Source organism: Kribbella sandramycini (genome assembly GCF_013131805.1).
In the GTDB taxonomy this organism is placed as follows: Bacteria; Actinomycetota; Actinomycetes; order Propionibacteriales; family Kribbellaceae; genus Kribbella; species Kribbella sandramycini.
Genome location: NZ_JABJRC010000001.1, coordinates 623,044 through 649,207, shown reverse-complemented (window position 1 = coordinate 649,207; position 26,164 = coordinate 623,044). Strand labels below are relative to the sequence as shown.

The 26,164-nt window shown below is 70.4% G+C and carries 26 protein-coding genes; 11 read left to right on the top strand and 15 right to left on the bottom strand.

Features of this window, described 5'->3' with window-relative positions:
• Positions 1-119: 119 nt before the first annotated feature.
• From fabF to HPO96_RS02775, 5 genes are all read right to left on the bottom strand, one after another.
• Complete coding sequence (fabF, locus tag HPO96_RS02795) at positions 120-1,355, bottom strand: beta-ketoacyl-ACP synthase II (RefSeq protein WP_171670714.1); 1,236 nt, start codon at positions 1,353-1,355, stop codon at positions 120-122.
• Positions 1,356-1,463: 108 nt separating this feature from the next.
• Positions 1,464-1,712, bottom strand: coding sequence for an acyl carrier protein (locus HPO96_RS02790; RefSeq protein WP_171670712.1), 249 nt, complete (start codon positions 1,710-1,712; stop codon positions 1,464-1,466).
• A gap of 77 nt (positions 1,713-1,789) precedes the next feature.
• Positions 1,790-2,785 (bottom strand): beta-ketoacyl-ACP synthase III, encoded by a 996-nt coding sequence (locus tag HPO96_RS02785; RefSeq protein ID WP_171670710.1) that lies wholly within the window; start codon positions 2,783-2,785, stop codon positions 1,790-1,792.
• Entirely contained in the window at positions 2,782-3,708 is a 927-nt protein-coding gene (locus HPO96_RS02780) for an acyltransferase domain-containing protein (RefSeq protein ID WP_171670709.1), read from the bottom strand. The genes HPO96_RS02785 and HPO96_RS02780 overlap by 4 nt, the downstream gene beginning before the upstream one ends.
• Positions 3,709-3,786: 78 nt before the next feature.
• Positions 3,787-4,992 (bottom strand): helix-turn-helix domain-containing protein, encoded by a 1,206-nt coding sequence (locus HPO96_RS02775; protein WP_171670707.1) that lies wholly within the window; start codon positions 4,990-4,992, stop codon positions 3,787-3,789.
• Between the two features lie 38 nt (positions 4,993-5,030).
• Here HPO96_RS02775 and HPO96_RS02770 point away from each other — a divergent pair, with 38 nt between their 5' ends.
• Positions 5,031-6,092 carry a PHP domain-containing protein gene (locus tag HPO96_RS02770; protein WP_171670705.1) on the top strand — a complete coding sequence of 354 codons (1,062 nt, stop codon included), beginning with the start codon at positions 5,031-5,033 and terminating at the stop codon, positions 6,090-6,092.
• On the opposite strand, the gene HPO96_RS02765 is transcribed toward HPO96_RS02770, so the two are convergent.
• Positions 5,978-8,011: an NACHT domain-containing protein gene (locus HPO96_RS02765; RefSeq protein WP_171670704.1), complete on the bottom strand. Its 2,034-nt coding sequence runs from the start codon at positions 8,009-8,011 to the stop codon at positions 5,978-5,980. The two genes, HPO96_RS02770 and HPO96_RS02765, sit on opposite strands and share 115 nt — an antisense overlap.
• 142 nt (positions 8,012-8,153) lie before the next feature.
• Here HPO96_RS02765 and HPO96_RS02760 point away from each other — a divergent pair, with 142 nt between their 5' ends.
• The 3 genes from HPO96_RS02760 (at position 8,154) to HPO96_RS02750 (ending at position 10,630) form a co-directional block, all read left to right on the top strand.
• Positions 8,154-9,158, top strand: a complete 1,005-nt coding sequence (locus HPO96_RS02760) for a pirin family protein (protein WP_171670702.1) — start codon at positions 8,154-8,156, stop codon at positions 9,156-9,158.
• A gap of 8 nt (positions 9,159-9,166) precedes the next feature.
• Positions 9,167-9,505: a hypothetical protein gene (locus HPO96_RS02755; protein WP_171670701.1), complete on the top strand. Its 339-nt coding sequence runs from the start codon at positions 9,167-9,169 to the stop codon at positions 9,503-9,505.
• A 111-nt stretch (positions 9,506-9,616) separates the two neighbouring features.
• Positions 9,617-10,630 (top strand): hypothetical protein, encoded by a 1,014-nt coding sequence (locus tag HPO96_RS02750; protein ID WP_171670699.1) that lies wholly within the window; start codon positions 9,617-9,619, stop codon positions 10,628-10,630.
• Here HPO96_RS02750 and HPO96_RS02745 read toward each other — a convergent pair.
• Positions 10,602-12,086, bottom strand: a complete 1,485-nt coding sequence (locus HPO96_RS02745) for a peptide MFS transporter (protein WP_337796488.1) — start codon at positions 12,084-12,086, stop codon at positions 10,602-10,604. The two genes, HPO96_RS02750 and HPO96_RS02745, sit on opposite strands and share 29 nt — an antisense overlap.
• Positions 12,087-12,172: 86 nt before the next feature.
• Here HPO96_RS02745 and HPO96_RS02740 point away from each other — a divergent pair, with 86 nt between their 5' ends.
• The 4 genes from HPO96_RS02740 (at position 12,173) to hisD (ending at position 16,813) form a co-directional block, all read left to right on the top strand.
• On the top strand, positions 12,173-13,165 hold the full coding sequence (locus tag HPO96_RS02740) for a hypothetical protein (RefSeq protein WP_171670697.1): 993 nt from the start codon (positions 12,173-12,175) through the stop codon (positions 13,163-13,165).
• A gap of 84 nt (positions 13,166-13,249) precedes the next feature.
• Positions 13,250-14,041: an IclR family transcriptional regulator gene (locus HPO96_RS02735; protein WP_171670696.1), complete on the top strand. Its 792-nt coding sequence runs from the start codon at positions 13,250-13,252 to the stop codon at positions 14,039-14,041.
• Positions 14,042-14,179: 138 nt separating this feature from the next.
• The gene (locus HPO96_RS02730; RefSeq protein WP_171670694.1) at positions 14,180-15,457 is read left to right on the top strand and encodes a chymotrypsin family serine protease; all 1,278 of its coding nucleotides are present in this window, start codon (positions 14,180-14,182) and stop codon (positions 15,455-15,457) included.
• A 93-nt stretch (positions 15,458-15,550) separates the two neighbouring features.
• Positions 15,551-16,813 carry a histidinol dehydrogenase gene (gene hisD, locus HPO96_RS02725; protein WP_171670693.1) on the top strand — a complete coding sequence of 421 codons (1,263 nt, stop codon included), beginning with the start codon at positions 15,551-15,553 and terminating at the stop codon, positions 16,811-16,813.
• A gap of 9 nt (positions 16,814-16,822) precedes the next feature.
• Here the strand turns inward: hisD and HPO96_RS02720 are convergent, their stop codons facing one another.
• From HPO96_RS02720 to HPO96_RS02685, 8 genes are all read right to left on the bottom strand, one after another.
• The gene (locus HPO96_RS02720; RefSeq protein ID WP_171670691.1) at positions 16,823-17,782 is read right to left on the bottom strand and encodes a dihydrodipicolinate synthase family protein; all 960 of its coding nucleotides are present in this window, start codon (positions 17,780-17,782) and stop codon (positions 16,823-16,825) included.
• A 19-nt stretch (positions 17,783-17,801) separates the two neighbouring features.
• A complete protein-coding gene (locus HPO96_RS02715) occupies positions 17,802-18,539 on the bottom strand; it encodes an amidohydrolase family protein (RefSeq protein WP_171670689.1) in 738 nt (245 codons plus the stop codon).
• Complete coding sequence (locus HPO96_RS02710; RefSeq protein WP_171670688.1) at positions 18,536-19,411, bottom strand: amidohydrolase family protein; 876 nt, start codon at positions 19,409-19,411, stop codon at positions 18,536-18,538. The genes HPO96_RS02715 and HPO96_RS02710 overlap by 4 nt, the downstream gene beginning before the upstream one ends.
• On the bottom strand, positions 19,408-20,505 hold the full coding sequence (locus tag HPO96_RS02705) for a mandelate racemase/muconate lactonizing enzyme family protein (RefSeq protein ID WP_171670686.1): 1,098 nt from the start codon (positions 20,503-20,505) through the stop codon (positions 19,408-19,410). The genes HPO96_RS02710 and HPO96_RS02705 overlap by 4 nt, the downstream gene beginning before the upstream one ends.
• Positions 20,502-21,260, bottom strand: coding sequence for an amidohydrolase family protein (locus tag HPO96_RS02700; protein ID WP_171670685.1), 759 nt, complete (start codon positions 21,258-21,260; stop codon positions 20,502-20,504). Before HPO96_RS02700 ends, HPO96_RS02705 begins: the two co-directional genes overlap by 4 nt.
• A complete protein-coding gene (locus tag HPO96_RS02695) occupies positions 21,257-21,988 on the bottom strand; it encodes a creatininase family protein (protein ID WP_171670683.1) in 732 nt (243 codons plus the stop codon). Before HPO96_RS02695 ends, HPO96_RS02700 begins: the two co-directional genes overlap by 4 nt.
• Positions 21,985-22,938, bottom strand: coding sequence for a Gfo/Idh/MocA family protein (locus tag HPO96_RS02690; RefSeq protein WP_171670681.1), 954 nt, complete (start codon positions 22,936-22,938; stop codon positions 21,985-21,987). The genes HPO96_RS02695 and HPO96_RS02690 overlap by 4 nt, the downstream gene beginning before the upstream one ends.
• Positions 22,939-23,037: 99 nt before the next feature.
• Positions 23,038-23,562 (bottom strand): GNAT family N-acetyltransferase, encoded by a 525-nt coding sequence (locus HPO96_RS02685; protein WP_171670680.1) that lies wholly within the window; start codon positions 23,560-23,562, stop codon positions 23,038-23,040.
• Between the two features lie 80 nt (positions 23,563-23,642).
• Between HPO96_RS02685 and HPO96_RS39850 the strand changes: the two genes are divergently transcribed.
• The 3 genes from HPO96_RS39850 to sfnG all read left to right on the top strand — a co-directional run bounded on the left by HPO96_RS39850 (position 23,643) and on the right by sfnG (position 26,102).
• Entirely contained in the window at positions 23,643-23,714 is a 72-nt protein-coding gene (locus tag HPO96_RS39850) for a putative leader peptide (RefSeq protein WP_420371457.1), read from the top strand.
• 61 nt (positions 23,715-23,775) lie between these two features.
• Positions 23,776-24,993 (top strand): acyl-CoA dehydrogenase family protein, encoded by a 1,218-nt coding sequence (locus HPO96_RS02680; protein WP_171670678.1) that lies wholly within the window; start codon positions 23,776-23,778, stop codon positions 24,991-24,993.
• Positions 24,993-26,102 carry a dimethylsulfone monooxygenase SfnG gene (sfnG, locus tag HPO96_RS02675; RefSeq protein ID WP_171670677.1) on the top strand — a complete coding sequence of 370 codons (1,110 nt, stop codon included), beginning with the start codon at positions 24,993-24,995 and terminating at the stop codon, positions 26,100-26,102. Before HPO96_RS02680 ends, sfnG begins: the two co-directional genes overlap by 1 nt.
• The last annotated feature ends 62 nt before the right edge of the window (positions 26,103-26,164 follow it).

Here is a 26,164-nt window from a genome sequence, read left to right as displayed (position 1 = left end):
ACCTCACGGCCGTGTCGCGGGTCTGTCGGTAAGGACATGAGGAGGGCCGCGATCTGGGCGCCCCCGACTGGCCGGAGCCGGCGCGCCGCGCCCCTACCTCATGTCCTTCCCGACGTTGATCAGACCGTCTTGAACGCGATCGCGGCGTTGTGGCCGCCGAAACCGAACGAGTTGTTCAGGGCGGCGAGGTCGCCGTCGGCGAGTTTGCGCTGCTCGGTGGCGACATCCAGCTCGATCTGGTCGTCGAGTTTGTCGACGTTGATCGTCGGCGGGACGACGCGTTGGTGCAGGGCGAGCACGGTGGCGATCGACTCGACCGCGCCGGCGGCGCCGAGCAGGTGGCCGATCATCGACTTCGGCGCGGTGGCGACGGCGTCGTCCGCGGCCTTGCCGAGGGCGAGGCGGATCGCCAGCGACTCGGCGATATCACCCTGCGGGGTGGACGTCGCGTGCGCGTTGATGTGCTTGATGTCGGCCGGGGTCAGGTCGCCCTCGGACAGCGCCCGCTCCATCGCGCGGCGCGCGCCGGAACCGGTCGGGTCGGGCTGGGCGATGTCGTGACCGTCGGCGGAGATCCCGGCGCCGGCGATCTCGGCGTAGATCTTCGCGCCGCGGGCCTTGGCGTGCTCGTAGGACTCGAGCACCAGGATGCCCGCGCCTTCACCGAGCAGGAAGCCGTCGCGGTCGGCGTCCCACGGCCGGGAGGCGCGCTCGGGCTCGTCGTTGCGCTTGCTGAGCGCCATCATCTGGCTGAAGGCGGCCAGCGGCAGCGCCATGATCGCGCCCTCGGTGCCACCGGCCAGGACGACGTCCGCGCGGCCGAGGCGGATCTGGTCCAGCCCCAGGGCGATCGCCTCGTTACCGGAGGCGCAGGCCGAGACCGGGGTGTGCACACCGGCCTTGGCGCCGAACTCGAGGCTCACGTACGCGGCCGAGGAGTTCGGCATCAGCATCGGGATCGCCAGCGGCGAGACCCGGCGCGGGTTGTTCTGCAGGGCGTCGTAGTTCGCCAGGGTGGTGTGCAGGCCACCGATGCCGGAGGCAACGGCCACGCCGAGGCGCTCCTTGTCGAGACCGGAGCCCTCGAGACCGGAGTCGGCCCAGGCCTCGCGCGCCGCGACGACCGCGAGCTGGGCGTTGCGGTCCAGCCGGCGGGCCTTCACGCGCTCGATCACCTCGGTCGGCTCGACCACCACCGGCGCGGCGATCTGGACGGCCAGGTTCTGCACCCAGTCGTCGGTCAGCCGGCGCGCGCCGGACCGACCGGCCAGCAGGCCTTCCCAGGAGCTGGCCACATCGCCGCCGAGCGGGGTGGTGGCTCCGAGCCCGGTGATCACGACTCGGGTCTTCGACATCTGTACCTCATCCTTCACGAGATCTGGGGGAGTGGGAGGGCCGGTGGTGCTCATCGGTTCTGAGCCCGATGAGCACCGGCCAGCACGGGTACGGCTGATCGAGTTGGATCAGCCGTTCTGGGCGCGCTCGATGAACGCGACCGCGTCGCCGACGGTCTTCAGGTTCTTGACCTCGTCGTCGGGGATCTTCACGTCGAACTTCTCCTCGGCGGCCACCACGACCTCGACCATGGAGAGCGAGTCGACGTCGAGGTCGTCGGTGAAGGACTTGTCCAGCTGGACGTCCTCGACCGGGATGCCGGCGATCTCGTTCACGATCTCGGCGAGGTCGGAACGGATCTCTTCGGTGCTGGCCATTGCAGTGGTTCCCTTCGAATGGTGTGGTTCAGCCGGTGCGGCCACCTGAGCCGCCCCGGACAACTATGGCGGATGCCTTACGGCAGCCGGATGACCTGGGCGGCGTAGGTGAGCCCGGCGCCGAAGCCGATGACGAGCGCGAGATCGCCGCTCTTGGCCTGGCCGGACTCGCGCAGCGCGCTGATCGCGAGCGGGATCGAGGCGGCCGAGGTGTTGCCCTGGCGCTCGATGTCGCGGGCAACGATCACGTGCTCGGGCAGCTTCAGCGCCCGGCGCATCGCGTCGGTGATCCGCATGTTCGCCTGGTGCGGCACGAACAGGTCGAGCTCCTCGGCCGGGACGCCGGCCACGTCGAGCGCCTGCTGCGCGACCTTGGCCATCTCGAACGACGCCCAGCGGAAGACCGGGTTGCCGTCCATGGTCAGGTTCGGCCAGTTCTGGCTGCCGGCTGCCTCCTGCCAGGACTCCTTCTGGCTGATCACGGCGTGCTGCGTACCGTCGGAGCCCCAGACGACCGGACCGATCCCCGGCTCGTCACTCGGGCCGACCACGGCCGCGCCGGCGCCGTCGGCGAAGATGAACGCCGTGCTGCGGTCGGTCCGGTCGGTGATGTCGCTGAGCCGCTCGACGCCGATCGCGAGCACGTACTTCGCGCTGCCGCCGCGGACCATGTCGTTGGCCAGTGCGAGCCCGTAGCAGAACCCGGCGCAGGCGGCCGACACGTCGAACGCGGCCGCCGTCGGGGCGCCCACCTCGACCGCGATCTGGGTCGCGATCGCGGGCGTCTGGTACAGGTGCGTGACGGTCGAGACGACGACGCAGCCGATCTGCGCCGGGTCGATCCCGGAGTCCTGCAGGGCCTCCTTGGCCGCCTGCACCGACATCATCAGGATCGTCTCGTCGTCGGAGGCCCAGCGGCGCTCCTTGATCCCGGAGCGGGTCTGGATCCACTCGTCGCTGGAGTCGATGTGCTCCAGGATCTCCGCGTTCGGCACCACGCGGCGCGGCCGGTACGACCCGAGGCCGAGCACCCCGGCGTACGGTGTGCCGGTCTGGGCCGCGATCGCGGTCATGCGTGCTTCCCGACGAACGCGCGGGCGTCGTCGAGCTGGTCGGGGGTCTTCAGGGCGAAGGTCTCGACGCCCTTCAGGTTGCGCTTGGCGATCCCGGCCAGCGTGCCCGCCGGGGGCAGCTCGAGGATTCCGGTGACGCCGAGCTCGGTGAAGGTCTGCATGCACAGGTCCCACCGGACCGGCGAGTTCACCTGGGCGACGATCCGGTCGAGGGCGTCCTGACCGCCGGTGACGACCTGGCCGTCGCGGTTGGAGAGCAGCTTGACCACCGGCTCGCCGGTGCTGATCGCGGTCGCGTACCTCGCCAGCGTCTGGACGGCCGGCTCCATGTGCTTGGTGTGGAAGGCGCCCGCCACCGAGAGCTGGATCAGCCGGGTCTTGGCCGGCGCGTCGGCCGCGAACGCGGCCAGCTCCTCGACGGTGCCCGCGGCAACGATCTGGCCGGGGCCGTTGTCGTTGGCCGGGGTCAGGCCGTACTCCGCGAGCTTCGCGAGCACCTCGTCCCGGTCGCCGCCGAGGACGGCCGTCATCGAGGTCGCGGTCAGCGCGGCCGCGGCGGCCATCCCCTTCCCGCGCTCGCGGACGAGGACCATCGCCTGCTCGACGGTCAGCGCGCCGGACAGGGCAGCGGCGGCGAGCTCACCGACGCTGTGGCCCGCGAGCGCACCGGTCTTGGCGACCGCGTCGGCCGGGTCGTCGAACAGCGCGGGCGCGGTGGCCAGCGCCGCGGCCACGAGCAGCGGCTGCGCGATCGCGGTGTCGCGGATGGCGTCCGCGTCGGCCTGGGTGCCGTAGTGGGCGAGGTCGAGACCGGCGACCGCGGAGAGCCAGTTCAGCCGGCTCTCGAAGGCGGGATCGGCCAGCCACGGCTCGAGGAAACCTGGGGTCTGAGCACCCTGACCGGGCGCGACGATGACGAGCACGTGACCACTCTCCCTGAACAGCTGCCCGCGCGGGCAGCTATGCAGCACGAATTCTGCCCGGCGCTCTTTGTAGAGATCCTACAAAACGGTACTTCCGGGCTCGGGATTGAGCAGGCGGCCGAGGGTGAGTGCGACACGTAAGGTGAAAGCGTCGCGGGGATTCAGCGGCTGGTAGCCCGTGAGTTCGGCCACACGCTTCAGCCGGTACCGGACGGTATTGGCGTGGATGAACATCGCCCGGGCCGTCGCCTCGATCGAGCCACCCGAGTCCAGGTACGCCGAAACGGTGTCGAGGAGCACGCCGTCGCCTGCGGTGAGCGGTGCGTAGACGTCGGTGGCGAGCTGCCGGCGGGCGTGGCCGTCTCCGGAGAGTGACCGCTCCGGGAGCAGCTCGTCGGCCTGGACCGGGCGCGGCGCGGCCGGCCAGGCGGCCACCGCGCGCATCCCGGCGACCGCCGCCCGGGCCGACGTCACGGCCGCCATCAGGTCTTTCACCACCGGCCCGACCACGATCGGGCCGGGGCCGAACCAGTGGGCGAGCCTTTGTGCGATCTCGACAGGTTTGCCCGTACCGCCGAGTACCAGGACCAGCCGGTCGCCCTGAATCGCGCACAGAGCGTCAGCGCCGGCCTCGCGGGCCGCGTGCCGGACGGCGTCCGCGACCTGCGCGTTCTGCTCGGCCGCCGGGGCGCGCCCGACGACCACGGCGACGTCGGCCGATCCCGTCGTCCCGGCGGCGCCGGACCAGCCGAGGGCCGAGGCGCGGGAGCGGACCGCGTCGTCGGCCTCGCCGCGGATGACCGAGTCGACGACGAGTGCCTCCAGCCGGGCGTCCCAGGCGCCGCGCATCTCGGCCGCCTGGGCGTAGACGGTCGCGGCCGCGAACGCCACCTCGCGCGCGTAGCGCTGCATCGCCCCGTGCACGGCCGGTACGTCGTCCGGCGGCAGCAGGTCGGCGAACGCCGTCTCCATCACGTCGATCGTCGTCCGGACCAGATCGACGGTTTGGTGCAGCGAGATCACCCGGGTGAACTCGCGCGGCGCGGACCCGAAGATCCGGGTCGGCATCGACGAGTTCTCCTCCGGGTCGCGGAACCAGTCAACGAACGCGGTGATCCCGGACTGCGCCACCAGACCGATCCAGGACCGGTCCTGCGCCGACAAGCCCCGGAACCACGGCAGCTTCTCGTCCATGGCGGCGGTAGCCGCGGTCGCTAGCGCGCCGGTCTGCGCTTGCAGCCGCTCGGCCCGCGCCAGGTGCTCCCGCTCCGCCTCCTTCGCCACACCCCGACAATACGGTCCGGCTGCGCAATGATGGGCACATGACGGACAAGGCCGGCGTGGATGCCGCTGTCGAGGCGCTGCGGGCGATCGGGTACTACCTGGAGCGCGATCGGCAGCCCACCCATCGGGTGAAGGCCTATCGGCGCGCGGCGGACACGATCGCGGCGCTGCCGGCCGCCGAGGTGCGAGCGCGGCGCCGGGCCGGGACGTTGACCGAGTTGCCGGGGATCGGGCCGAAGACCGAGGCCGTCATCCTCGAGGCAATGGACGGCGCGACGCCGTCGTACCTGGCCAAGCTGGAGGGCTCCGCGAGCGACCTGACCACGGAGGGGACGACGATGCGCGCGGCCCTGCAGGCCGATCTGCATCTGCACTCCGAGTGGTCCGACGGCGGCAGCCCGATCGAGGAGATGGCCCGGACGGCGCACCGGCTCGGGCACAAGTACCTCGCGCTCACCGACCACTCGCCGCGGCTCACCGTCGCCAACGGCCTCTCCCGCGAACGCCGGCTGCAGCAGCTCGACGTCGTCGCCGAGCTGAACAAGAAACTGTCCGCCGAGCTCGACGGCTTCCGGATCCTGAACGGGATCGAGGTCGACATCCTGGACGACGGCTCGCTGGACTGCGACACCGAGATCCTGGCCCGGCTCGACGTCGTGGTCGCCAGCGTGCACTCGAAACTCCGGATGGCCGCCGAGCCGATGACCGAGCGGATGGTTCGCGCGATCGCCAACCCGCACGTCGACATCCTCGGGCACTGCACCGGCCGGCTGATCACCGGCGACCGCGGCACCCGCCCGGAGTCCGACTTCGACGCCGAGGTGGTCTTCGAGGCCTGCCGCCAGTTCGGCACCGCGGTCGAGATCAACTCGCGCCCCGAGCGGCTCGACCCGCCGCGACGGCTGCTCGCGCTGGCCGCCGAGATGGACTGCGTCTTCGCGATCGACACCGACGCGCACGCGCCGGGTCAGCTCGACTGGCAGGTCTACGGCTGCGAGCGCGCCGAAGCCTGCGACATCTCGCCCGAGCGCGTCGTCAACACCTGGGACGTCGACGACTTGCTCGCCTGGACGACCAAGCGGCGGGACAAACCGGCGTGACGGAAACGGTAGGTCGCGCCGACCTGCTGCAGGATGCCGCGGCGCCGCGCGTCCTCCAGGAAGGTCAGTAGCCGCCAGGGCAGCCGCGAGCCGCGGAGCCAGGTGAGCTTGGCGAGCAGAAAGCGGAACCAGGCGACCGCGCCGGCGTCCGGGTCGACGCCCTTCGTCCGCAGCACCCAGTGGATGACGGCCCACGGCAGGCCGTTGAACAGGCCGCCCGACAGACCCGCGGTGACGCCGATCGCCAGCGCGAAGAGCGGCCCGGAAATGATCCATCCGGCCGTTCCGCAGGCGAGGCCGTAGGCCAGGACGAACGCCAGCACGAAGATGCGCTCGCGTTCGAGCACGATGGCCGGGCTGACCGCCTTCTCGACGTTCACCGGACTCGTCAGCCCGTAGACCGCGCCGAGCGGCAGGCCGAAACCGACGAACGCCCAGACCGCCGACAGATCGTGGTCGAGCACGAACACGGCGGCGCCGCCGATCAGCCCGACGAACAACCCGCCGGCCAGCCCGATCGGGAACAGATCGAGGCTGAGCCGGAACTCGACCGTCGTCGGCTTCAGCCGGGACCGCGCGGCGCGAACGCCGATCAGGACGCCGAGCACCAGCCCGCACCAGGCGCCCCACACCGGCCCGAACAGGTAGCCGACCCCGATCCCCACCCCGAACCCCGTCGTCAGCAACGCCGCCAGCGCCGTCAACTGCCCAACCACCGGCTCCGCCGAGTCCGCCAACCGCCACCAAGCAATCCGGCCCTCGATGTCCTGGGCCTGGTTCTCCGGATCCGGCGCTGCCCGGCGCCGCTCGACCTCGATCGCCAGGTTGGTCAGCCATTTCTCGGCCTGCGCTGCCGTCCACCGCTGCATACCCCAGCGTTTGTGGCCGTCGAACCGGGCCCTGATCAGCCCGTCGAGCAACCGGTCGCGGATCCGCTCGGCGACGGCGTCGTCGGGCCCGCTCCGGTCGAGGGCGTCGCCGTGCCTGTCGGGGCCGACGAGGGCGCGGGGCGTTTCGGCGTACGCGACTGCGGCGAGCCAGACCATCAGCGGCGTGTCGAGCGCCCTGGCCACGGGCTTGTCGCGCTGCAGGAGCTGCCGCCAGTCATCGACCGCGCACTTCGGCGCTTCCTGCAGGTACTTGAGGATCTGCCCGCTGCTCAGCGGTTTGAGCTGAACGACCGCCGCACCGGCCAGTGGACGCCGTGCGGCGACCGCATCGGCGTACGCCTGCGTTCGGCTGGTCAGGACGAACGGGAAGTCGGCGTCCTCCTCCGAGAGCTCTTTGAGCACGGAGGCGTGCCGCTCGACGGACAGCTCGTCCAGCCCGTCGAACAGCGGCAGCATGTGGTTGCGGACGAAGTCCCGCAGCTCTTCCGCGCGGTTCGCCTTCGGCGCGAACGCGAGCCCGGCGAACTGTTCGGTGACGTAGGTCGTCAGGAAGTCCTCGACGGTGCTTTCGGCCTCCCACGCGGCCAGCGGGACGATCACCGGCACCCGGCCGCGGACCGCCGCCGGGTCGGCCAGCAGCCGCTTGGTCAGCAGGAGCAGCAGCGCGCTCTTGCCGGCGCCACCGTCGCCGAGAACGACCCAGCGCCGGTTCGGCACCCGGAGAAGCTGCTCGATGATGCCCTCCGAATCGCCGGTCAAGCGGCGGCGGGGGACGGCGCGGGCATCGCGGTCCATCAGCTCGCTCGGCCCGGCGACCCAGGAGACGGTCAGCGGGCCTTCGTTCAGCTGGTTCGCGTTGGCGTCGCGCAGTCGCTGCCGTTCGGACCGGATCGCGAGCTGGGCCGACAGTGCCGGGACCTCCGGGGCGGGCGGGGCCTGCCGTCCGGCGGCCCAGAAGGAGACGACGATGGCGATCGCCGTACCGCTGAAGGAGAGTACGTCGACCAGTTGGCTGTCGGTCTGGGTCATCAGGAGCACGGCTACGGCCACGATGAGAGCGGTGAAGGAGAGAGCCGCCAGGTGACGCCGTTGGACCATACGTAATTGTCCGATGACGACAGGTCACGGCACCACTCGAAGGCTGTCGGGCGGGCGGCGTACATTGCATGACATGAGCGACCTGGAGAAGGATCCGGCCGAGGTTGTCTGCAGCGGCGGTGCGCAGGGGCCGGTGTTCGAGTTGCTGGAGCCGCGCGAGGTGGTGCTCGGGCGGTCGACGAAGGTGCGCCGGCTGCTGCCGAACAAGAACCGCCGGATGGTCGGCGCCTGGTGCTTCGTCGACCACTACGGGCCCGATGACCTGAGCGGCCGGGTCGATCCGTACGACGTACCGGGGGAGCGCGGCATGCTCGTGCCGCCGCATCCGCACACCAGCCTGCAGACGGTCAGCTGGCTCTTCGAGGGCGAGATCGAGCATCGCGACAGCGTCGGCTCGCATGCGCTGGTCCGCCCCGGCGAGCTGAACATCATGACCGCCGGCAACGGCATCGCCCACTCCGAGGTCTCCACCCCCGACGCGCCCCCGACCCTGCACGGCGCCCAGCTCTGGGTCGCCCTCCCCGACGCCGTCCGCAGCACCGTCGCGCCTGCCTTCAACGCGTACGCCGACCTCCCGCGCGCCGACCTCAACGGCGGCAAGCTCACGGTCATGATCGGCACCGTCGCCGGCGTCACCTCACCGGCCCCGGCGTACACCCCGCTCGTCGGCGCCGACCTCACCATCGACCCGGGCCGCACCATCGAGCTCCCGCTCACCCCCGCCAACGAGTACGCCGTCCTCGTCGTCGACGGCGCCCTGACCGTCGGCGACCTCACCCCCACCTTCGGCCAACTCGCCTACCTCGGCGCCGGCCGCGAGTCGATCCATTTGGTTGCCTCTGACAACGGAGTCCGCTGCCTGCTGCTCGGCGGCGAACCCTTCACCGAAGAACTCGTCATGTGGTGGAACTTCATCGGCCGCACCCACGAGGAAATCCTCCAGGCCCGCACCGACTGGACCACCGCCCTCACCACCGGCCACCCCCGCTTCCCCACCGTCCCCGGCTACGAAGGCGCCCCCCTCCCCGCCCCACCCCTCCCCGCCACCACCCTCAAACCCCGCCCCCGCACCCGCTGACTCGCCTGATGAATGATCCGAAGGCCGAGGGCGAGTCGGTGCTGGGGCAGATCCGGCCGCACGGAATGTCCGACGAGGAGGCGCGGAACCTTTCGCTGGCGAGGGAAGCGATCAACTTCTTCGTCGGCGAGTGCAGCGGGCGGCTGGGGGCTGAGGAGGCGAAGGCCTCGCCTGACCCGCAGCTGATCGCGCACTGGCGAGAAGAGAGCCGACTGGCTGCCGAGGCTCGACGGTTCCTCCAGGTCGACGACCCGCACGGCGTCCAAGCAGTCCTCGACCACTACAACCGCCGCCTCCGCGAGCTCAACCAACTCCACCCGCACGGCGGCGGTGACAGGCCCACGTGAAGCGGCCATGAGGTACTGACCAGGGCAACGGTTTCGGTGCTGGTCGAAGAGTTGTTTCGCGGCTGTCGAAAGGGTGGTAGCGGGCGGCTGGAGGCGGCGACGCTCCGGGATATGAGAAGACTTCTGGTGAGCGGGGTCGCGCTGGTGCTGGGGGCGATGCCGGTGACGGCGTCCGCGGCGCGGTCGGGCGAAGGACCGTGCCGACGCGAGACGGTGGCGGGCATCCCCGGGATGTACGCGGTGGCGATCCAGCAGACGGATCCGACCGGGCGCTTTCAGGTGGGCTACGCGAAGGCGACCGCGCGGGGTGAGTCCCGGCTGGTGTTGTGGCGGGACGGAACGCCGCTCGACCAAGGGCCGGTGGGTGGGCTCGACGCCGGGTGGCTCGATGTGAATGCCCGCGGTCAGGTCGCAGGCAATGGTCGCGTGGGCGGCGTGGACAAGCTCTGGCGGTGGAGCCAGACCGGCGGGCTCGAGCCGCTCCCTTTGCCCGCGAACACCACGGACGGCGCTGTGATGGCCATCAACGGCCGCGGTGAGATGGCCGGGGCAGCCTGGGCGGGGGAGGACCCGGTCGCGGTGGCGTGGTCGGCGGACAAGACGCTTCGGGTGCTGGCGACGCCTGCTGGGTTCACGCGGGCACATGCCTACGACATCGATGGTGATGGCACGGTCGTCGGCGAGGTTTGGGACTGGGACCGGGAGGGTGCCGGCTGGCGGGCCCGCCGTGCGATCGCATGGGCGCCCGACGGTAGTTGGCGCCTCCTGCCGCGCGGTAGCTCCGACCGGGCGCACAGCTACGCGAGAGTGATCCGGGACGGAGCCGTCCTTGGCGTGACATCGGGCGACGACACCTTCAGTTGGGTGGAGCGCAACGGCACGCTGACCCGCGTCGGTGAGCTGTACCCCACACTGCTCGGCATCAACTCGACCGGCGCGATTCTCACCGACAGCGACGTGCGCACCCCGGGAGGTACGCCGCGGAAACTGCCGGAGATCGACGGCGCCGACCCGATGGACGGCGGCTCCTATCCGACCGGGATCACCGACACCGACCTGGTCTACGGGTACGACTGGTTGGACGGGGATCGGCGGCTTATGCCGGTTCGGTGGGATTGCCGGTAGCGGTGTGGCGGCGGATCCAGGGGGAGAGGGTGTAGAGGACGAGGGCGAAGACGATCGTGACGATCGCCAGGCCGCCGAAGTAGGCGGTGTCGGAGGCGCCTTCGGTGGCTTGGACGAGTTGGGCCGTGATCGCCTGGCCCGCGGCGGGGGCGAGGAACCAGAGCGCCATCATCTGGCTGAGGAAGGCGCGCGGCGCGAGGACGGTGGTGGCGGCGAGGCCGACGGGGGAGAGGAACAGCTCGCCGAGGGTCTGGATGACGTAGACCAGGACCAGCCAGAGCGGGGAGGCGAGGTTGTCGCCGACGACCTCGGAGGCCAGCGCCATCACGGCGAAGGAGATACCGGCGAGCAGCAGGCCGGTCGCGAACTTCTGGCCGATACCGGGGCCGCGGTCGCCAAGTTTGATCCAGATCACCGCGAAGACCGGGGCCAGGACGATGATCGAGAACGGGTTCACCGACTGGAAGAACTCCGGCGAGATCGTGGTCCCGAAGAGAGTGAGGTCGGTCCGGTCGGCGGCGAACGAGGTCAGCGTGGTGGCGGCCTGCTCGAAGACCATGAAGAACAGCATCGCCGCGATGAACAGCGGAATGTACGCGCGGACGCGCTGCCGCTCGACCGGGGTCACCAGCGGGCTGCGGAGCAGCATCGTGAAGTACGCGATCGGCGCCAGGAAGCACAGGTAGGAGATCGCGTCGACGACCGGCTTCGGCCCGACGCCGCCGGACAGCCAGGCCGAGAGGCCGAAGACCACGCCGAGCAGGGCCAGGACGGCGACGGTCACCTTGATCATCCCCGGCCGGTCCGCGGCGGTCAGCGGGTTCGGCGGGGTGTCGCCGCGGCCGTGCAGGGTGCGGCGGCCGAGCAGGTAGGCGACCAGCGCCAGCGACATCCCGACCGCGGCGGCCGCGAACGCGACGTGGAAGCCGAACTCGCGGCGCAGGAACCCGACCACGAACGGCGCCGAGAACGAGCCGATGTTGATCCCCATGTAGAAGATCGAGAACGCCGAGTCCCGGCGCTTGTCACCTTGTTCGTAGAGCGTCCCGACCATCGTGGAGACGTTCGGTTTGAGCAGTCCGGTGCCCAGGGCAACCAAGGCGATCCCGAAGTACGCCGGTCCGGTGGCCGGCAACGCGAGGCACAGATGCCCCGCGACGATCACGACGCCGCCGTACAGCACCGTCCGCCGGGCGCCGAAGACCCGGTCGGCGAACCAGCCGCCGAGCACCGAGAGCAGGTAGACCGAAGCGCCGTAGATCGACACCACCGCCTGCCCGAGCGACTCGCCCAGGCCGAGCCCGTGCGCCTGGTCGGTCAGGTACAGCAGCAGGATCGCCCGCATGCCGTAGTAGCTGAAGCGCTCCCACAACTCGGTGGTGAACAGCGTCATCAACCCACGCGGATGTCCGAAGAACGTCTTCTCCGCGCTTTCGGCCGACTGCAATCCCGACACGGTCCACTACTCCCTGCTCAACTGGTTGAGAAACGCATCGACCGTAACCCGTCCCCCGACCGCCACGCCAACCGAGGTGCCCGCCGATGCTCACATGCCGCCGCCTGCTCACCCTCGTCACTGCCCTCCTCCTGACCGTCAGCACGCTGACCGCCGGCGCGACCGAAGTCACAACCGCCACCCAGCGCGGCGGCTCCAACTTCACCTGGTTCCGCCTCGACGGCTGCGATCGCGAGCCGTACTCGACCATCGAGGCCTTCGACCGCTCGGCCCCCGAGATCCGCGCCGCGCTGAAGACCCTGTACGACGGCGGCCAGCGCCGGCTCCGGATCGGCATCTTCCATCGCCGCGGAAACGCTCCCGGCGGCACCACGATGGACTCGACCGGCGGCGACCTCTCACCCCGCAACCGCGCCAACCTGACCAGCTATCTGGCCGCGGTCGAACAAGCCGGCTTCGCCGAGGTCGCCGTTGCCTTCCACCCGATCGGCGAGAACGACCCGCACACCTGGAGCAGTTTCAGCGCGAGCCACTACGCCGAGAACCGCGACCTGATCGCCAACCTGCGCCCGCTGATCGCGGCGGCCGGGCTCCCGTACACGATCGACCTGCTCAACGAGGGGCTGCCGATGACGACGCAGCCCGTCCTGCAGGACTACTCGACTCGGCTGTGGGCCGACTACACCGCGCGCTTCGGCAAGAACGACACGGTCGGCTTCTCGATGACGGTCTGGATCGCCAACCGGGTGGAGACGATGGCCGAGGTGTACGGCGGCAACCTGCCGAACGTGTTCGACGTCCATCTGTACGGCGACGACGAGGGCAACGGCGACGAGTACGAGCAGTTCGTCGCGGCGCACCGGGCGATGGCCGAGCGTGGCTACCACCAAGGGTGGATCATCGGAGAGGCGCACTACGCGGACGCCGCCGCGGCCGCGAACATCCGTCGCGCGATGGCCGAAACCGGACGTACGGTGTTCTACCTGACCCAATGGCCGTGGACCCGGCAGAAGCGCTGCCGGGATGTGGACGTGGCGCCGCCGACCGACTTTCGGGTCTACGCGGAGCAGGGCTTCTGAACCGCCGAAGGGTTCGTCATGCGAGGTTGATCTCTGCGATTCGGGATAGACTCCAGCAAGTTTCTGCCGGAGTCGGGAGTCGAGATGGTCAGCAGTGAACCGGCCGGCGAGCGGTCGCCGTCACCAGCGGTCGCGCGGGCGCTGACGGTCCTGGAGACCCTGGTCGAGTCCGACGAGGAGCTGACGCTGACCGCGCTGGCGAAGAAGGCGAAGATCCCGCTCGCCACCTGCGCGTCGATCGTCTACACCCTCGAGCAGCGCGACTACGCGAGCCGCCGGGTGGTCGGGCGCAGTCACTTCTGGCGGCCGACCCTGCGGCTGTACGGGCTGGCCACGCAGCTGATCCGCAAGGTCGACCTGTCCTCGGTCGCGAACCGCGAGATGCGGCAGGTCGCCGACCGGCTGGGGATGCCGGTCCATCTCGGCGTGCTGACCGGCACGAGCATCGTGTACGTCGCGAAGGCCGCGATGCCCGGGTTCGTCCAGTTCGACACCTACCCGGGCAAGGTCTCGCATTTCAACCTGACCGCGTTGGGCAAGGCGATCGCCGCGTTCCTCCCCGAGGAGGAGCTGGTGCCGCTGCTCGGGCACCTCGAACAGGGCTACGGGCCGAAGGCCAAGCCGGTCGACGAGGCGAGTTTCCGGGCCGAGCTGGCGAAGGTCCACAAACAGGGCTACGCCGTCGAGGACCAGGAGGAGCAGGCCGATATTGCCTGTGTCGCCGCGCCTTTCTTCGCCGCGGGCGAGCAGGTCGCGGGCGCCGTCGGCGTGACGTCGTTCTCCCGGGATCTGAACCGCGACAAGCGCAAACAGGCCCAGGAGGCGCTGGTCCAGCTGGCCGCCACGATCTCGGAGCGGCTCGGCACCATCGCCTGATCCGGGCCTGTCCGGATCGAGGCAAAACCGCAGCAGACCGGTATCCGGACCCCGTTCATCGTTGTATTGCCGTCGTGCGCCGGATTAGCGTGACGACCGCCTTTTGTAGTCCGCCCCCCACGGAAGGTCTGTTTCGTCATGCGCAAATTCCTGGTACTCGCAGCCGCCGCAACGGCTGCCGCCACCGTCGGAGCCGGTTTCACAGCGCCGGCCGTCGCCCAATCCACCCCATCCTCCCCGCCGCCGTCGGTCTCCGGCCGCGACAATCCCGGGCCGGAGTTCTGGGAGCAGCAGGCCAAGGTGGTCGACGTCGCCGACGCGATCACCGCCGCCCATCGCGCCCTCCCGGGTGATTCCGGGTACGCCGGTCTGGTCGTCGACGCGGCCACCAGCAGTATCAAGCTGTATTGGCAGGGCCCGGTCCCGGCCGCCGTCACCAAGGCCGGCCTGAACAGCACCGGCGTCAAGATCACCGCCGATCCGACTGCCCGGTACTCCTTCCAGCAGTTGCTGAAGGCCACCGATCGGGTGATTGCCCAACGCAAGTCGATCGACGGCGCCGAGGTCGTCTCGTCCGGTCCGCTGAACGACGGCTCCGGCCTGCGGATCGGCGTCCGCGGTGGGCAGGCCAAGGCCGCCGCCAAGGCCGCGATCGCGGCCGCGGCCGGCGGAATCGCCGTCACCGTCGTCGGCGAGGACCCGCAGACCTCGGTCGCCACGCCCGCGGCGTCCGGCTTCGGGACGCAGAGCCGCTGGAACCAGCAGGCCTTCGGCGGCGCGCGCTGGCGCAACGACGGCGGCGGCGGTTGTTCCGAGGGCTTCTCGCTCGGCTGGGAGGGTGACTCGGCGATGGCCACCGCCGCGCACTGCTCCGGGCTCGGCGGCGGGGCTCGCAACCCGGAGAACGGCTCCCAGTACGGCTGGATCAGCAACCGGTACACGAACCGCGACATCGAGGCCATCCGGCCGCTGAACGCCAACGACAAGGGCTTCTTCCAGGCGTCGATGTGGTGGGGTAACACCGGCGGCCAGGAGCTCTGGCCGGTCCGCGGCCTGACCGGCAACCACCCGGGCATGGTGACCTGCAGTTCGGGCGCCTACTCCGGCTCGATCTGCGGGCTGCGGATCGTCTCCAACGGGACGACGCACTGCTACCCCGACTTCTGCCCGACCGGCATGGTCGACGTCCGTACCGACAACGGCGGCCCGGTCTGGGGTCCCGGTGACAGCGGCGGCCCGATCTCGATTCCGATCGGCAGCGACGTCCGGGCCGGCGGCATCATCTCGGGGAGTGACAAGGGCGGTTTCCCGACGTACTGCGTCGGCGAGCAGAACCGCTCGTGTGCCAGCTACGGCTGGTACGCGCCGCTGGACCAGTGGACCGGCGAGACCGGGTTCGTGCTCCGGACCCGATAGTGGTCTAGACCAACGGGTGGCCGGCTGTTCCCGGCCGGCCACCCGCCTCGTACCGTCGTTGCGGGCAACTGCGCCGAGACGAGGAGAGCGACGATGGCCGAACACCTGAAAACCGGCTGGCCGCAGCGGGTCGCGCGTCAGCAGGACGTGATCGACACCGTCAGCCGGATCCTGTCCGAGGTCGAGCACGAGGGTGAGGCTGCGATCCGGCGCTGGTCGTCCCGGCTCGACGGCTGGGATCCCGACACGTTCGTGCTCCCGGCCGAGCGGATCAAGGCTGCCGCGGGGACCGTGGACGACGAACTGGCCGCGCAGCTGGAGTTCGCGCGGGCGCAGGTGGAGCGGTTCGCGCGGGCGCAGCGGGCGACGCTGTCCGATCTTGAGGTGGAGACGCTGCCCGGCGTCGTGCTCGGGCACAAGCATCTGCCGATCAGCCGGGTCGGCTCGTACTCACCTGGCGGCCGCTACCCGCTGATCGCGTCGTCGATCATGACGGTGACCGTTCCGAAGGTCGCGGGCGTCGACACGGTCGTCGCGGTCGCGCCGCCGCGGGACAGCGGTGGTATCTACGGCCCGCAGCTCTACACGATGGACCTGGCCGGCGCCGACGCGATCGTCTGTCTCGGTGGCGTCCAGGCGTTCGCCGCCCTGGCCTTCGGCGTCGAGGACGTGCCGCCCGTCGACCTGGTCGTGGGCGCCGGCAACGCGTACGTCGCCGAGGCGAAACGGCAGCTGTTCGGGACGGTCGGGATCGACCTGCTCGCCGGTCCGACCGAGGTCGCCGTGATCGCCGACGAGACCGCCGACCCGCGCCTGGTCGCGGCCGACCTGCTCGGCCAAGCCGAGCACGGCTTCAACAGCCCGGCCCTCCTCGTCACGACGTCCCATGACTTCGGGACGGCGGTGATCGCCGAGGTCGAGCGCTGGCTGGAGGGCGACTGGCCGACGGTCGAGGTCGCAGGCGCCGCCTGGAAGGAGCACGGCACGGTCGTCGTCTGCGCCTCCCGCGAGGAGGCCGTCGCGGTCTCGGACGCCTACGCGCCCGAGCACCTCGAGGTGCAGACCGCGGACGACGACTGGTACGCCGCGAACCTGCGCAACTACGGCTCGCTGTTCATCGGCCCGGAGTCGACGGTCGCCTTCTCCGACAAGTCGATCGGCACCAACCACGTCCTGCCCACCGGCCGCGCCGCTCGCTACACGGGCGGCCTGTGGGTCGGGAAGTTCCTCAAGACCGTCACCTACCAGCGGCTAACCCCAGGAGGCGCACGCGTAGTCGCGCCGTCGACTGCCGCCATCGCCGATGCCGAGCTGATGTACGGCCATGCGCTGACGGCTCGGCTTCGGCTGGAATGACGGCGCTCTTCAACCCAGCGGCGGCAGGAACTCCGCGAACTCCGCGAGCACCCGGTCGACCATCCGGACCTCCTCGGCGTCCAGGTGATGGGCCGGCTCGCGGCAGTAGGCGCTGCTGAACAGGCCGCGCCGGACCGAGATCAGCTTCTCCGCCGCGATGATGCGCTCGGTGTCGAGCATCCAGTAGGAGATGTAGGGCAACAACCGCCGGTGCAGCTCGTCACCGCCGGCTTCGTCACCGGTCGCGAACCGGCGCCAGATCTCCACGTAGATCTCGGTCAGCGAGCAGCCCGGCTGGGTGCCGACCGCGCCGCGCCGGATCGCGTCGGGCAGCTGGACGCCGGCGTACCCCTCCAGGGACGGCAGGGCCGGCGTGCCGGCGGCCAGGTCGGCGATCAGCGGGCCGGGCGGGCTCGACTCGACCTTGACCAGGCGCAGGTTCGGGTGGTCGGCGGCGATCGAGCGCAGCAGCTCGGCATCCAGGCTGGTGCCGGTTTCGCTCGGCGCGTACTGCAGGACCATCGGCGCCGGGGCGATCGCGGTCAGCACCGTCCGGACGTGGTCGGCCAGCGCCCGCCGCGACGGCGCGAGGAAGTGCGGCGGCAGCAGGTTGATCAGGTCGGCGCCCGCCGCCACCGACTCCATCGCGCGCTGCGCGGCGAGCCGGGTGGCGTGGTCCTGGACGGCGATCACCGCGGCGACGTCCGGGCGTTCCCGCGTGTACGACAGCAGGATCTCGGTCAGCGCGCTGCGTTCGTCCTCGGCGAGTTTGTGGAACTCCGACGCGAACCCGGGGAACATCACGCTGCTGACACCGGTCCCCAGCACGTAGCGGACGACGCGGTGGAAACCGGCGTAGTCGACCTCGCCGTCGGCGGTGAACGGGACCTCGAGCACAGGGGAGACGCCGCGCACCAGCAGCGCCACGTCGTCGGTGGGCCGCTCGGACCCGATCTCGGTGGTGGCCATTGTCATATCTCCTAAGAGCTCACTGATGGGCGAGGAGCCGGGCGAGGTTGCCGCCGAAGACCGCGGCCTTGCGATCGGCGTCCAGCGGCCAGTCGCGGATCCGGTCCACTTCGGCGACCGGCACCGTGTACGGCGCGTCGGTCGCGAAGATCAGCCGTTCGGCGCCGATCCCCGGTTCGTTCTGGAAGCCGGTGAGAACTGTGTCCCACGGGGCGTACGCCGTGTCGCCGTACAGGTTCGGCGCGTGCAGCAACGCGGGGACGGCGTCGATCCAGAAGTCGGTCGCGCCGCTCTTGCCCATGATGACCGGCAGCTCCGGCCGCCGCCGGGCCAACGTTGCCAACGGCAACGGCAGCGCGGTCGGCGGCGTCCCGGTCCGGACGTAGACGAACCAGCCGGCGTCGGTGGCGAAGTCAAGCAGCGGATCGAGCAGACCGTCGAGCAGGTCGAAACCCTGCAGGGTCGAGTCGACGGCGAGTGCGACGGCGCCGGCATCCAGCGCGCGGTCGAGCTCGTCGATCGCGGCCCGGCCGCGCCAGGGGTTGGCCACGGCGTAGGCGAGCAGCCGCCCGCCGGACTCCGCGGCGGCCACGGCCGTCAGCTCGTTACCCTCGCGATTGTCGTACGCCGTACAGCGCTCACCCGGCGCGACCACGGCCCGATCGATGCCCAGGGCATCCATCGTCGCGATCAGCTCGGCGGGTTTCAGCTCGACCTCGCGGCCGTCGCCGATCCGGCAGTGCGCATCGATGATCATCGCGGCGCCTTCAATCCGAGCGCGCCGAGGGCGTCGGCGTTGATGATGTTCTCGATCACCTCGTCCGGCACCCGGGGCAGCTTGGTGCCCTGGAGCATGTCGTTGACCGTGTCCAGCCCGGTGATCGCCTCGGCGGTGTTCGCGATCGGGAAGTCCGAGCCGAGCAGGAGCTTGTCGGCCGCGCCCCATTCGACCGCGTTGATCAGCGACTGGTAGAGCACCCACGGCCGCAGGTAGATCGACGAGACGTCGGCGTACACGTGCGGGTGTTTGCGGATCGTCACGACGGTCTCGCGGCTCCACGGGTGGCCCATGTGCGCCATCACGATCCGCAGCTCGGGGAACCGGAGCGCGATCTCGTCGGTGACGAGCGGGTAGGTGTAGCGCAGCGGGGCCTCGCGGATCGGCGAGGCGCCGGAGTGGAACAGGATCGGCAGCGCGTGCTGCTGGCAGTAGGCGTAGAAGGCCAGCGCGGGCTCGCCGAGCGGATCGAAGTTCTGGTAGTTCGGGCCGAGTTTCACCCCGACCAGGCCGAGGTCGCGACAGCGGTCCGCCTCCTCGAGCGCGCCGGGCCGGGTCGGGTTCACCGACATGAACCCGATCCGTTTCGACGGGTTGTCCTGGACGAACTCGGCCGTCGCGTCGTTACAGCGCTCGGGCGGATACGGGACGCCGGTCGCGGCCAGCGGGTCGTCGACCGCGATGTTGAACACGATCGACACGTCGGCCGCGGACATCGCCTCGTCGTAATCGGCCCACGAGTTGGTGGTGACGACCGGCCGGTCGTTGCGCCAGTTGGTGTACACCTGCCGCTCGTCGTCGGGCACCGCGTCGCGGTGGGTCGGGGTGTGCGCGTGGACATCGACGATCATCGGAACTCCCGCAACAGGTCGGCTCGCAAGGTCACTCCCAGGCCGGGTTCATCGCTCAGCCGGACCAGCCGGCCGTCACTGTCGAGCGGTTTCGCCAGCACGTCTTCGGTGTAGTAGTGGGCGCCGATGATGTCGCTCGGGTACGGCGACAATCGGGGCAGGGCGGCGGCGACGTGCAGCTGGGCGGCGGCGCCGATCCCCAGCTCGCCGTTCGAGCCGATCAGCACGTCGAGCCCGTGCGCGGCCGCGACCTCGCCCATCCGGACGGCGCGGCCGGGGCCGGCGCTCTTGCCGACGTACAGGCTGACGACGTCGGCGGCGTCCGCGCCGATCACGTCGACCAGGTCGTGCAGGCCGAAGACCGACTCGTCCGCGATCACCGGCAGGCCGAGCCGGCGCAGCTCGCGCAGGCCGTGCAGGTCGCGCGGCTCCAGCGGTTGCTCGACGAAGTCGACGTTCAGCGCGGCCAGCTCGGGGATCGCGCGGGTGGCGTCCGCGCGCGTCCAGCCGCCGTTCGCGTCGGTGCCGAGGAACGCGTCGCCGGCCAGCTCACGCGCGTGGCGGACCCGCTGCAGGTCGCCTTCGAGACCGAGGCCGACCTTCACCTTGAAGGCGCCGAACCCGGCAGCGGTGGCCGCGCGATACGCGCGCTCCAGGTCGTCGCCGTTGCCGGAGAGCGAGAGCTTGATGGGGATCTCGGTCCGGTACGGCCCGCCGAGGGCGACCGCCAGCGGGACGCCGAGCGTCCGCGCGTACGCGTCCCACAACGCGATCGAGACGCCGGCCTTGGTGAACGGGTTGCCGGCCAGCACCTTGTCCATCAGGTCGTCGGCCGCGCCGACCGGGGTCAACGGACTGCCGATCAGGGCCGGTGCGATCACCGTGCGGATGAAGTGATCGGCCGTCGTACCGTCCTCGCCGGACCACAGCGGCGTCGCGCTGACCTCGCCGTACCCCTCGACGCCGTCGCTGGTGATGACGCGGACGAGCAGGAAGTCGGAGCGGTCGTGCGCGCCGCGGGCGCCGCGGACGAGCAGCTCGGGGTCGGCATCCAGACTCACCGGGGCGGTCTGGATGGCCGCGATCGTCGTCATGTGCGGTCCAGCAGGCGGCGCGGGTTGTCGATGAGCATCGCGCGGCGCTGGGCGGCGGTGATCCCCCAGCCGTCGATCTCCTTGACCCTGGCGACGGCGTAGTCCTGGCTGGCCTGCTCGGACAGACCGGCGTCGGTGCCGAAGATGACCTTGTGCGGCGGCGCTTCGGCGAGGATGCGGCGCGCGGCGTACGGCGGTGTGCCGCACAGGCAGAGATAGAGGTTCTCGGTCTCCTGCGTCATCGCCAGCGACTCGCGCCAGAGATCGTGCAGACCGCCGTGGCCGAGGATGACCGGCAGCTTGGGGTGCCGGCGGGCCAGCGCGGCGATCTGGCCGGCGGTCGAGTACGGCGGGGTGCCGTCGTGGACGAGCAGGACGCCGCCGGCCCCGGCGATCACCTCGCAGATCGGGTCCAGCCCGCGCTCGTGCATGCTGAAACCCTGTAGCCACGGGTGCAGTTTGAGGCCGCGCAGGCCGAGCTCGCCGACCATCCGCTCGGCCTCCTGGACGGCGCTCTTGCGGCGGACGGCGACGGTGCCGAACCCGATCAACCGGTCGGGGTACTTGTGCACGAACTCGGCGAGCTGGTCGTTCGACTCCGGCGTCGGATCGAAGAGGCCGTCGTGACTGAGCACGACCGCGCGCTCGATCCCGGCGCCGTCCATGAAGGCGACGAACTCGTCGGCGCCGAAGGCCGCGCCGCCGAGCCAGGTCGCGGTCTCCCAGGCCGGGGTATGGGTATGGAAGTCGATCACAACGCCTCCGCGAGGGTGATGAGCCGGTCGCCCAGTGCTGTGGCGAGTTGGTCGAACCAGACGCGGCCGGTGGCCGCGTCGGCGTGTTCCGGGTGGTCGGTGTAGCCGTCGATGCGCCGCCAGCTGTCGGCGTCGTGCAGGGTGACGTCGTCGACGGCCGGGTTCGCCGGCGGCTCCTGGCGTGGTGCTCGATCGGCGACGAAGGATTCGTCCTGCGCGAGCATCAGCGCCGTCTCGAAGACGCCGGCGTGCCCTGGGGCGGGGGTGTCGCCGAGATCCCGGGCCAGCCGCCAGTAGTCGAGGTGGGCGACGCTGACGGCGTACCGGTTGGCGGCTGCGGAGGCGGCGGTCGCGCAGATCCCGACGTTACCGCCGTGGCCGTTGACGATGACGAGTCGTTTGCCGCCGCACGCCGCGAGTGAGCGGGTCAGGTCGAGGAGGAGCCCGAGGAGGGTCTCCGGACTCAGCGACAGCGTGCCGCCGAAGGGGAGGTGATGGTCGGAAGCGCCGTACGGGAGGGCGGGGGCGAGGACGAGCGGGCGGCTCACCCGCTCGTGGGCCAGTGTTGCCGCCTGCTCGGTGACGGCCTGCGCGAGCATCCAGTCCGTACCGGTCGCCAGGTGCGGGCCGTGTTGCTCGGTGGCGCCGATCGGCAGCAGGACGATTGCCTCGGGCAACGTCTCGGTGAGGACGGCGCGGTTGCTGTGGTGCCAGCGGAGCAAGGTCATCCGGCCCTCCCGGCGAGAAGTTGTGCGGTCTGCAGCGCGGCGATGCCGTCGTCCAGGGACGGCTCGGCGGGCCCGCCGACCGACAGCGCGACGAAGCGGTTGAGCTGGCGCTCGAAACACCGGGTCATCCGGTCGCCGGGGAAGCGGACGACGCGTTCGCCCTCGGCGGTGACGAGCTTCAGGTCGAAGGTGAAACCGTCGAGGACGGCGAGCCCGCGGTCGCCGAGTACGGTCAATTCACAGCGGGGGAGCGCGCTGGTCAGCCAGCCGAACTCGACCAGCGCCTGGTGCCCGCCCGGGTAGCTGAGCCGGCCGCCGACCAGGTTCGGCGCGGGGAGACCCGGCCGGGTGCGGACCGACCAGGCGTCGTCCAGACCGATCGGCGGCGCGCCGAGCAGGTGCGTCAGCCAGTCGAAGACATGCGCGCCTTCGTGGACGACGGGCATCCCGTGCTCGAGGGTCGCGGTGATCCGGGCGGTGTGCTCGGCGTCGTCCGGCCGGAACTGCTCGTCGTAGATGTGCGCCCGGATCAGCACCGGCGAGCCGAGCGTGCCGTCGGCGATCCACGTCGTCAGCTGCGCGATCGCCGGATCGTGCCGATACGTCAGCCCGACCTGCACCCGCGCCCGCTCGGCCGCAGTGAGCTGCTCGTAGATCTTCGCCGCCTCGACCGACGTCGCCACCGGCTTCTCGGCCAGCACGAACAACCCGGCCCGCGCGAACTCCACCACCAACTCCGGCGTCACCCAAGGCGGCGTCGCCAGCACCACCCCATCCACCGCCCCCACATCCACCGTCTCCGCAACCGGCACACCCACCCCGGCCATGGCCGCCCGCCGCGCCGGCTCCGGATCCACCAGCTGCACCAGCTCGATCCCCGGATGCGCCACCAGCGCCGGCACATGAGCCGCCCGGGCAATATCCCCCAGCCCCGCCACCGCGACCCGCATCCGCCGGCACCCACCTTTCGAAATATCAGAGATACCTTCTGCTTTCCGAAAGTTTAAGCGAGAGTGCCGCGTCCCGGCAACGGCTGCCGGGACGTTTCGTCACAGCGTGATCCAGTACCGCCTGGTTCGCCCGAGCCACGTCTCCCGCACGTCCTCCAGAATGCCGCCGTTGCGCTCGATCGTCCGCGCCGACGCCGGATTGGCGTCGTCGCAGGTCACCAGCACTTTCCCGAGCCCGAGCCCGCGCGCGTGGGCGAGGATCTCGCCGAGCGCCCAGCCGGCCAGCCCGCGCCCCCGGGCCGACGGGCGGACGCCGTACCCGATGTGCCCGCCACCCTCCAGCAGCCGGTCGGTCAGTCGGTGGCGCAGGGTGATCGCGCCGAGGTACTCGTCGCCCTCGACGATCCACCAGTACGTGGCCGGCACGGACCCGGGCGGCAGAGGAGTGTCGTCGTCGCTGCGCTGTCGCAGGTGGCCTACCCAGGCCGCGAATCCCTCGGTGGTTTCCGCGTCGTGTTCGTCCTCGTGGAATCCGGAGCCGTGCTGGGTGGCTGAGCCCCATTCGGCGCGGGATTCCAGCCAGGAGTTCTGAAAGGCGGCGTCCGGTGCGATCAGTGCGGGCATGGATCGAGGGTAGGTCCATTGGATGAGACGGGGTACCGGGTTGTTGACGAATGTCTAGTTGATTGGTTGAGAATGGGGTTATGACGAGCGAGCTGATCTTGGTGCAGCGGCGCCACATCGACCTGCTGCGCGTCGCCTCCCAGGCGTGTTGATTCCAGCGGTCGGCCCCAACCCCACCCTTTCGGAATCCCCTGGGAACAAGGAGAAACACCTATGTCTACGTCAGAGCTTCGCCCTGCGCTGTCCGATGTGGCGCCGAGTACGCCGCAGGAGTGGATCCAGCGGGCGGCCGAGGTCGCGGCCGTGCTTGCGGTGGACGCCGCCGATCGTGATCGGGCCGGCGCTACGCCGTACGAGGAGGTTCGGCTGCTGAAGGAGTCCGGCCTCGTGACGCTGCTCGGGCCGCGGGAGCACGGTGGCGGCGGCCAGGACTGGCCGACGGCTTATCAGGTCATTCGGACGGTCGCGGCCGCGGACGGCTCGATCGGGCAGCTGCTCGGTTACCACCTGCTGTGGTTCTGGGCGGCGCGGCTGGTCGGGACGAAGGAGCAGATCGCCGCCGTCGAGGAGCAGGCGACCAAGAACAAGTGGTTCTTCGGCGGCGCGGTGAACCCGCGGGACGCCGACGTCGTCGTCACCGACGAGGGCGACACGCTCAGCTTCAACGGGCGCAAGAGCTTCTCGACCGGTAGCAAGGTCTCCGACGTCACCGTGCTCGAAGGCACCCTCGACGACAGCGGCACGCACGTCTTCGTGATCGTCCCGTCGAACATCGACGGCCTGACCTTCCATGACGACTGGGACAACATCGGTCAGCGGCTGACCGAGAGCGGCAGCGTCAGCCTCAACCACGTCCGCGTCAACTGGGACCAGGCGGCCGGCTTCGTCGGCAAGACCTTCCAGCCGCGGGTCTACAACACGCTCAACGTCCCGACCATCCAGCTGGTCTTCGTGAACTTCTACCTCGGCATCGCCCGCGGCGCGCTGGAGACCGCGGTCACCTACACCCGCGAGAAGAGCCGCTCCTGGCTGCACGGCGGGCACTCCCAGGCCGTCGACGAGCCGTACGTGATCGACGCGTACGGCGACCTCCAGTCGAAGCTGTGGGCCGTCGAGGCGCTGGCCGACGCGGTCGCGCTGGAGGGCCAGGTCATCCACGCCAACGCCTGGGAGGTCACCGAGCAGCAGCGCGGTGAGCACGAGGTGCGCGTGGCCGCGGTGAAGGCCCGGGCGACCGAGGTCGCCCTCGAGGTGACCAGCCGGATCTTCGAGGTGACCGGAGCCCGCTCGACGGCGAGTATCGAGGCGCTCGACCGGTTCTGGCGCAACGTCCGGACGCACACGCTGCACGACCCGGTCGCCTACAAGCGCCGTGAGGTCGGCCGCAACGTGCTCGTCGGCGAGCTGCCCGAGCCGACCTGGTATTCCTGATGTCGACCGAGCGCGTCACGGACGCGATCAAGTTCGCCTACTGGGTGCCGAACGTCAGCGGCGGCCTCGTCACGAGTGACATCGAGCAGCGGACCAGCTGGGACTACGAGTACAACAAGAAGCTCGCGCAGACGGCCGAGCGGGTGGGCTTCGAGTACGCGCTCAGCCAGGTCCGGTACACGGCGAGCTACGGCGCCGAGTTCCAGCACGAGTCGACCAGTTTCAGCTTGGCGTTGCTCTTGGCAACGGAACGGCTGAAGGTGATCGCCGCCGTCCACCCCGGGCTGTGGCAGCCCGGCGTCCTGGCCAAGTTCGGCGCGACCGCGGACCACCTGTCCGGCGGCCGGTTCGCGGTGAACGTCGTCAGCGGCTGGTTCAAGGGTGAGTTCACCGCGCTGGGCGAGCCCTGGCTGGAGCACGACGAGCGCTACCGGCGATCGGCGGAGTTCCTGCAGGTGCTGCGCAAACTCTGGACCGAGGACCACGTCGAGTTCGCCGGCGACTTCTACCGGATCCGCGACTTCACGCTGAAGCCGAAACCCGGTGTCGTTCCCGAGCTGTTCCAGGGCGGTAACTCGACCGCCGCCCGCGACAACGCCGGCAAGCACTCGGACTGGTACTTCTCCAACGGCAAGGATTTCGACGGCGTCACCGAGCAGCTGCTCGACGTCCGGCGCAGCGCGCAGGAGGCCGGCGGCCGCGAGGTGAAATTCGGGCTGAACGGGTTCATCATCGCCCGGGACACCGAGAAGGAAGCCCGCGAAACGCTTCGCGAGATCGTTGCCAAGGCCAACAAACCGGCCGTCGAAGGGTTCCGGGACGCCGTCACCCAGGCCGGCCGGTCGGCGCCCGACGGCAAGGGGATGTGGGCCGACTCGTCGTTCGAGGATCTCGTCCAGTACAACGACGGCTTCCGCTCCCAGCTGATCGGCACCCCCGAACAGATCGCCGAACGGATCGTCGCCTACCGCCGGCGCGGTGTCGACCTGATCCTTGGCGGCTTCCTGCACTTCCAGGAGGAGATCGAGTACTTCGGCGCCCGGGTGCTCCCGCTGGTCCGTGAGCTCGAAGCCGCCGAACGCACCGCCGAACTGGAGCTCGCCGGGTAGATCCGCCACTGGGCGCCCACAGTCGCCAGCGCCCGCGGCACCCACCGACAGGGTCGGCCCGG

What these genes read in the sequence shown, in the direction of transcription:
- HPO96_RS02785 (WP_171670710.1), bottom strand. Translation starts at nt 2,785, where the DNA reads ATGACCGCGATCGCGGCCCAGACCGGCACACCGTACGCCGGGGTGCTC.
- HPO96_RS02770 (WP_171670705.1), top strand. Translation starts at nt 5,031, where the DNA reads ATGACGGACAAGGCCGGCGTGGATGCCGCTGTCGAGGCGCTGCGGGCG.
- HPO96_RS02735 (WP_171670696.1), top strand. Translation starts at nt 13,250, where the DNA reads ATGGTCAGCAGTGAACCGGCCGGCGAGCGGTCGCCGTCACCAGCGGTC.
- sfnG (WP_171670677.1), top strand. Translation starts at nt 24,993, where the DNA reads ATGTCGACCGAGCGCGTCACGGACGCGATCAAGTTCGCCTACTGGGTG.
- HPO96_RS02685 (WP_171670680.1), bottom strand. Translation starts at nt 23,562, where the DNA reads ATGCCCGCACTGATCGCACCGGACGCCGCCTTTCAGAACTCCTGGCTG.
- HPO96_RS02705 (WP_171670686.1), bottom strand. Translation starts at nt 20,505, where the DNA reads ATGACGACGATCGCGGCCATCCAGACCGCCCCGGTGAGTCTGGATGCC.
- HPO96_RS02690 (WP_171670681.1), bottom strand. Translation starts at nt 22,938, where the DNA reads ATGCGGGTCGCGGTGGCGGGGCTGGGGGATATTGCCCGGGCGGCTCAT.
- fabF (WP_171670714.1), bottom strand. Translation starts at nt 1,355, where the DNA reads ATGTCGAAGACCCGAGTCGTGATCACCGGGCTCGGAGCCACCACCCCG.
- HPO96_RS02760 (WP_171670702.1), top strand. Translation starts at nt 8,154, where the DNA reads ATGAGCGACCTGGAGAAGGATCCGGCCGAGGTTGTCTGCAGCGGCGGT.
- HPO96_RS02755 (WP_171670701.1), top strand. Translation starts at nt 9,167, where the DNA reads ATGAATGATCCGAAGGCCGAGGGCGAGTCGGTGCTGGGGCAGATCCGG.
- HPO96_RS02730 (WP_171670694.1), top strand. Translation starts at nt 14,180, where the DNA reads ATGCGCAAATTCCTGGTACTCGCAGCCGCCGCAACGGCTGCCGCCACC.
- HPO96_RS02740 (WP_171670697.1), top strand. Translation starts at nt 12,173, where the DNA reads ATGCTCACATGCCGCCGCCTGCTCACCCTCGTCACTGCCCTCCTCCTG.
- HPO96_RS02790 (WP_171670712.1), bottom strand. Translation starts at nt 1,712, where the DNA reads ATGGCCAGCACCGAAGAGATCCGTTCCGACCTCGCCGAGATCGTGAAC.
- HPO96_RS02715 (WP_171670689.1), bottom strand. Translation starts at nt 18,539, where the DNA reads ATGATCATCGATGCGCACTGCCGGATCGGCGACGGCCGCGAGGTCGAG.
- HPO96_RS02680 (WP_171670678.1), top strand. Translation starts at nt 23,776, where the DNA reads ATGTCTACGTCAGAGCTTCGCCCTGCGCTGTCCGATGTGGCGCCGAGT.
- hisD (WP_171670693.1), top strand. Translation starts at nt 15,551, where the DNA reads ATGGCCGAACACCTGAAAACCGGCTGGCCGCAGCGGGTCGCGCGTCAG.
- HPO96_RS02710 (WP_171670688.1), bottom strand. Translation starts at nt 19,411, where the DNA reads ATGATCGTCGATGTCCACGCGCACACCCCGACCCACCGCGACGCGGTG.
- HPO96_RS02695 (WP_171670683.1), bottom strand. Translation starts at nt 21,988, where the DNA reads ATGACCTTGCTCCGCTGGCACCACAGCAACCGCGCCGTCCTCACCGAG.
- HPO96_RS02750 (WP_171670699.1), top strand. Translation starts at nt 9,617, where the DNA reads ATGAGAAGACTTCTGGTGAGCGGGGTCGCGCTGGTGCTGGGGGCGATG.
- HPO96_RS02765 (WP_171670704.1), bottom strand. Translation starts at nt 8,011, where the DNA reads ATGACCCAGACCGACAGCCAACTGGTCGACGTACTCTCCTTCAGCGGT.
- HPO96_RS02720 (WP_171670691.1), bottom strand. Translation starts at nt 17,782, where the DNA reads ATGGCCACCACCGAGATCGGGTCCGAGCGGCCCACCGACGACGTGGCG.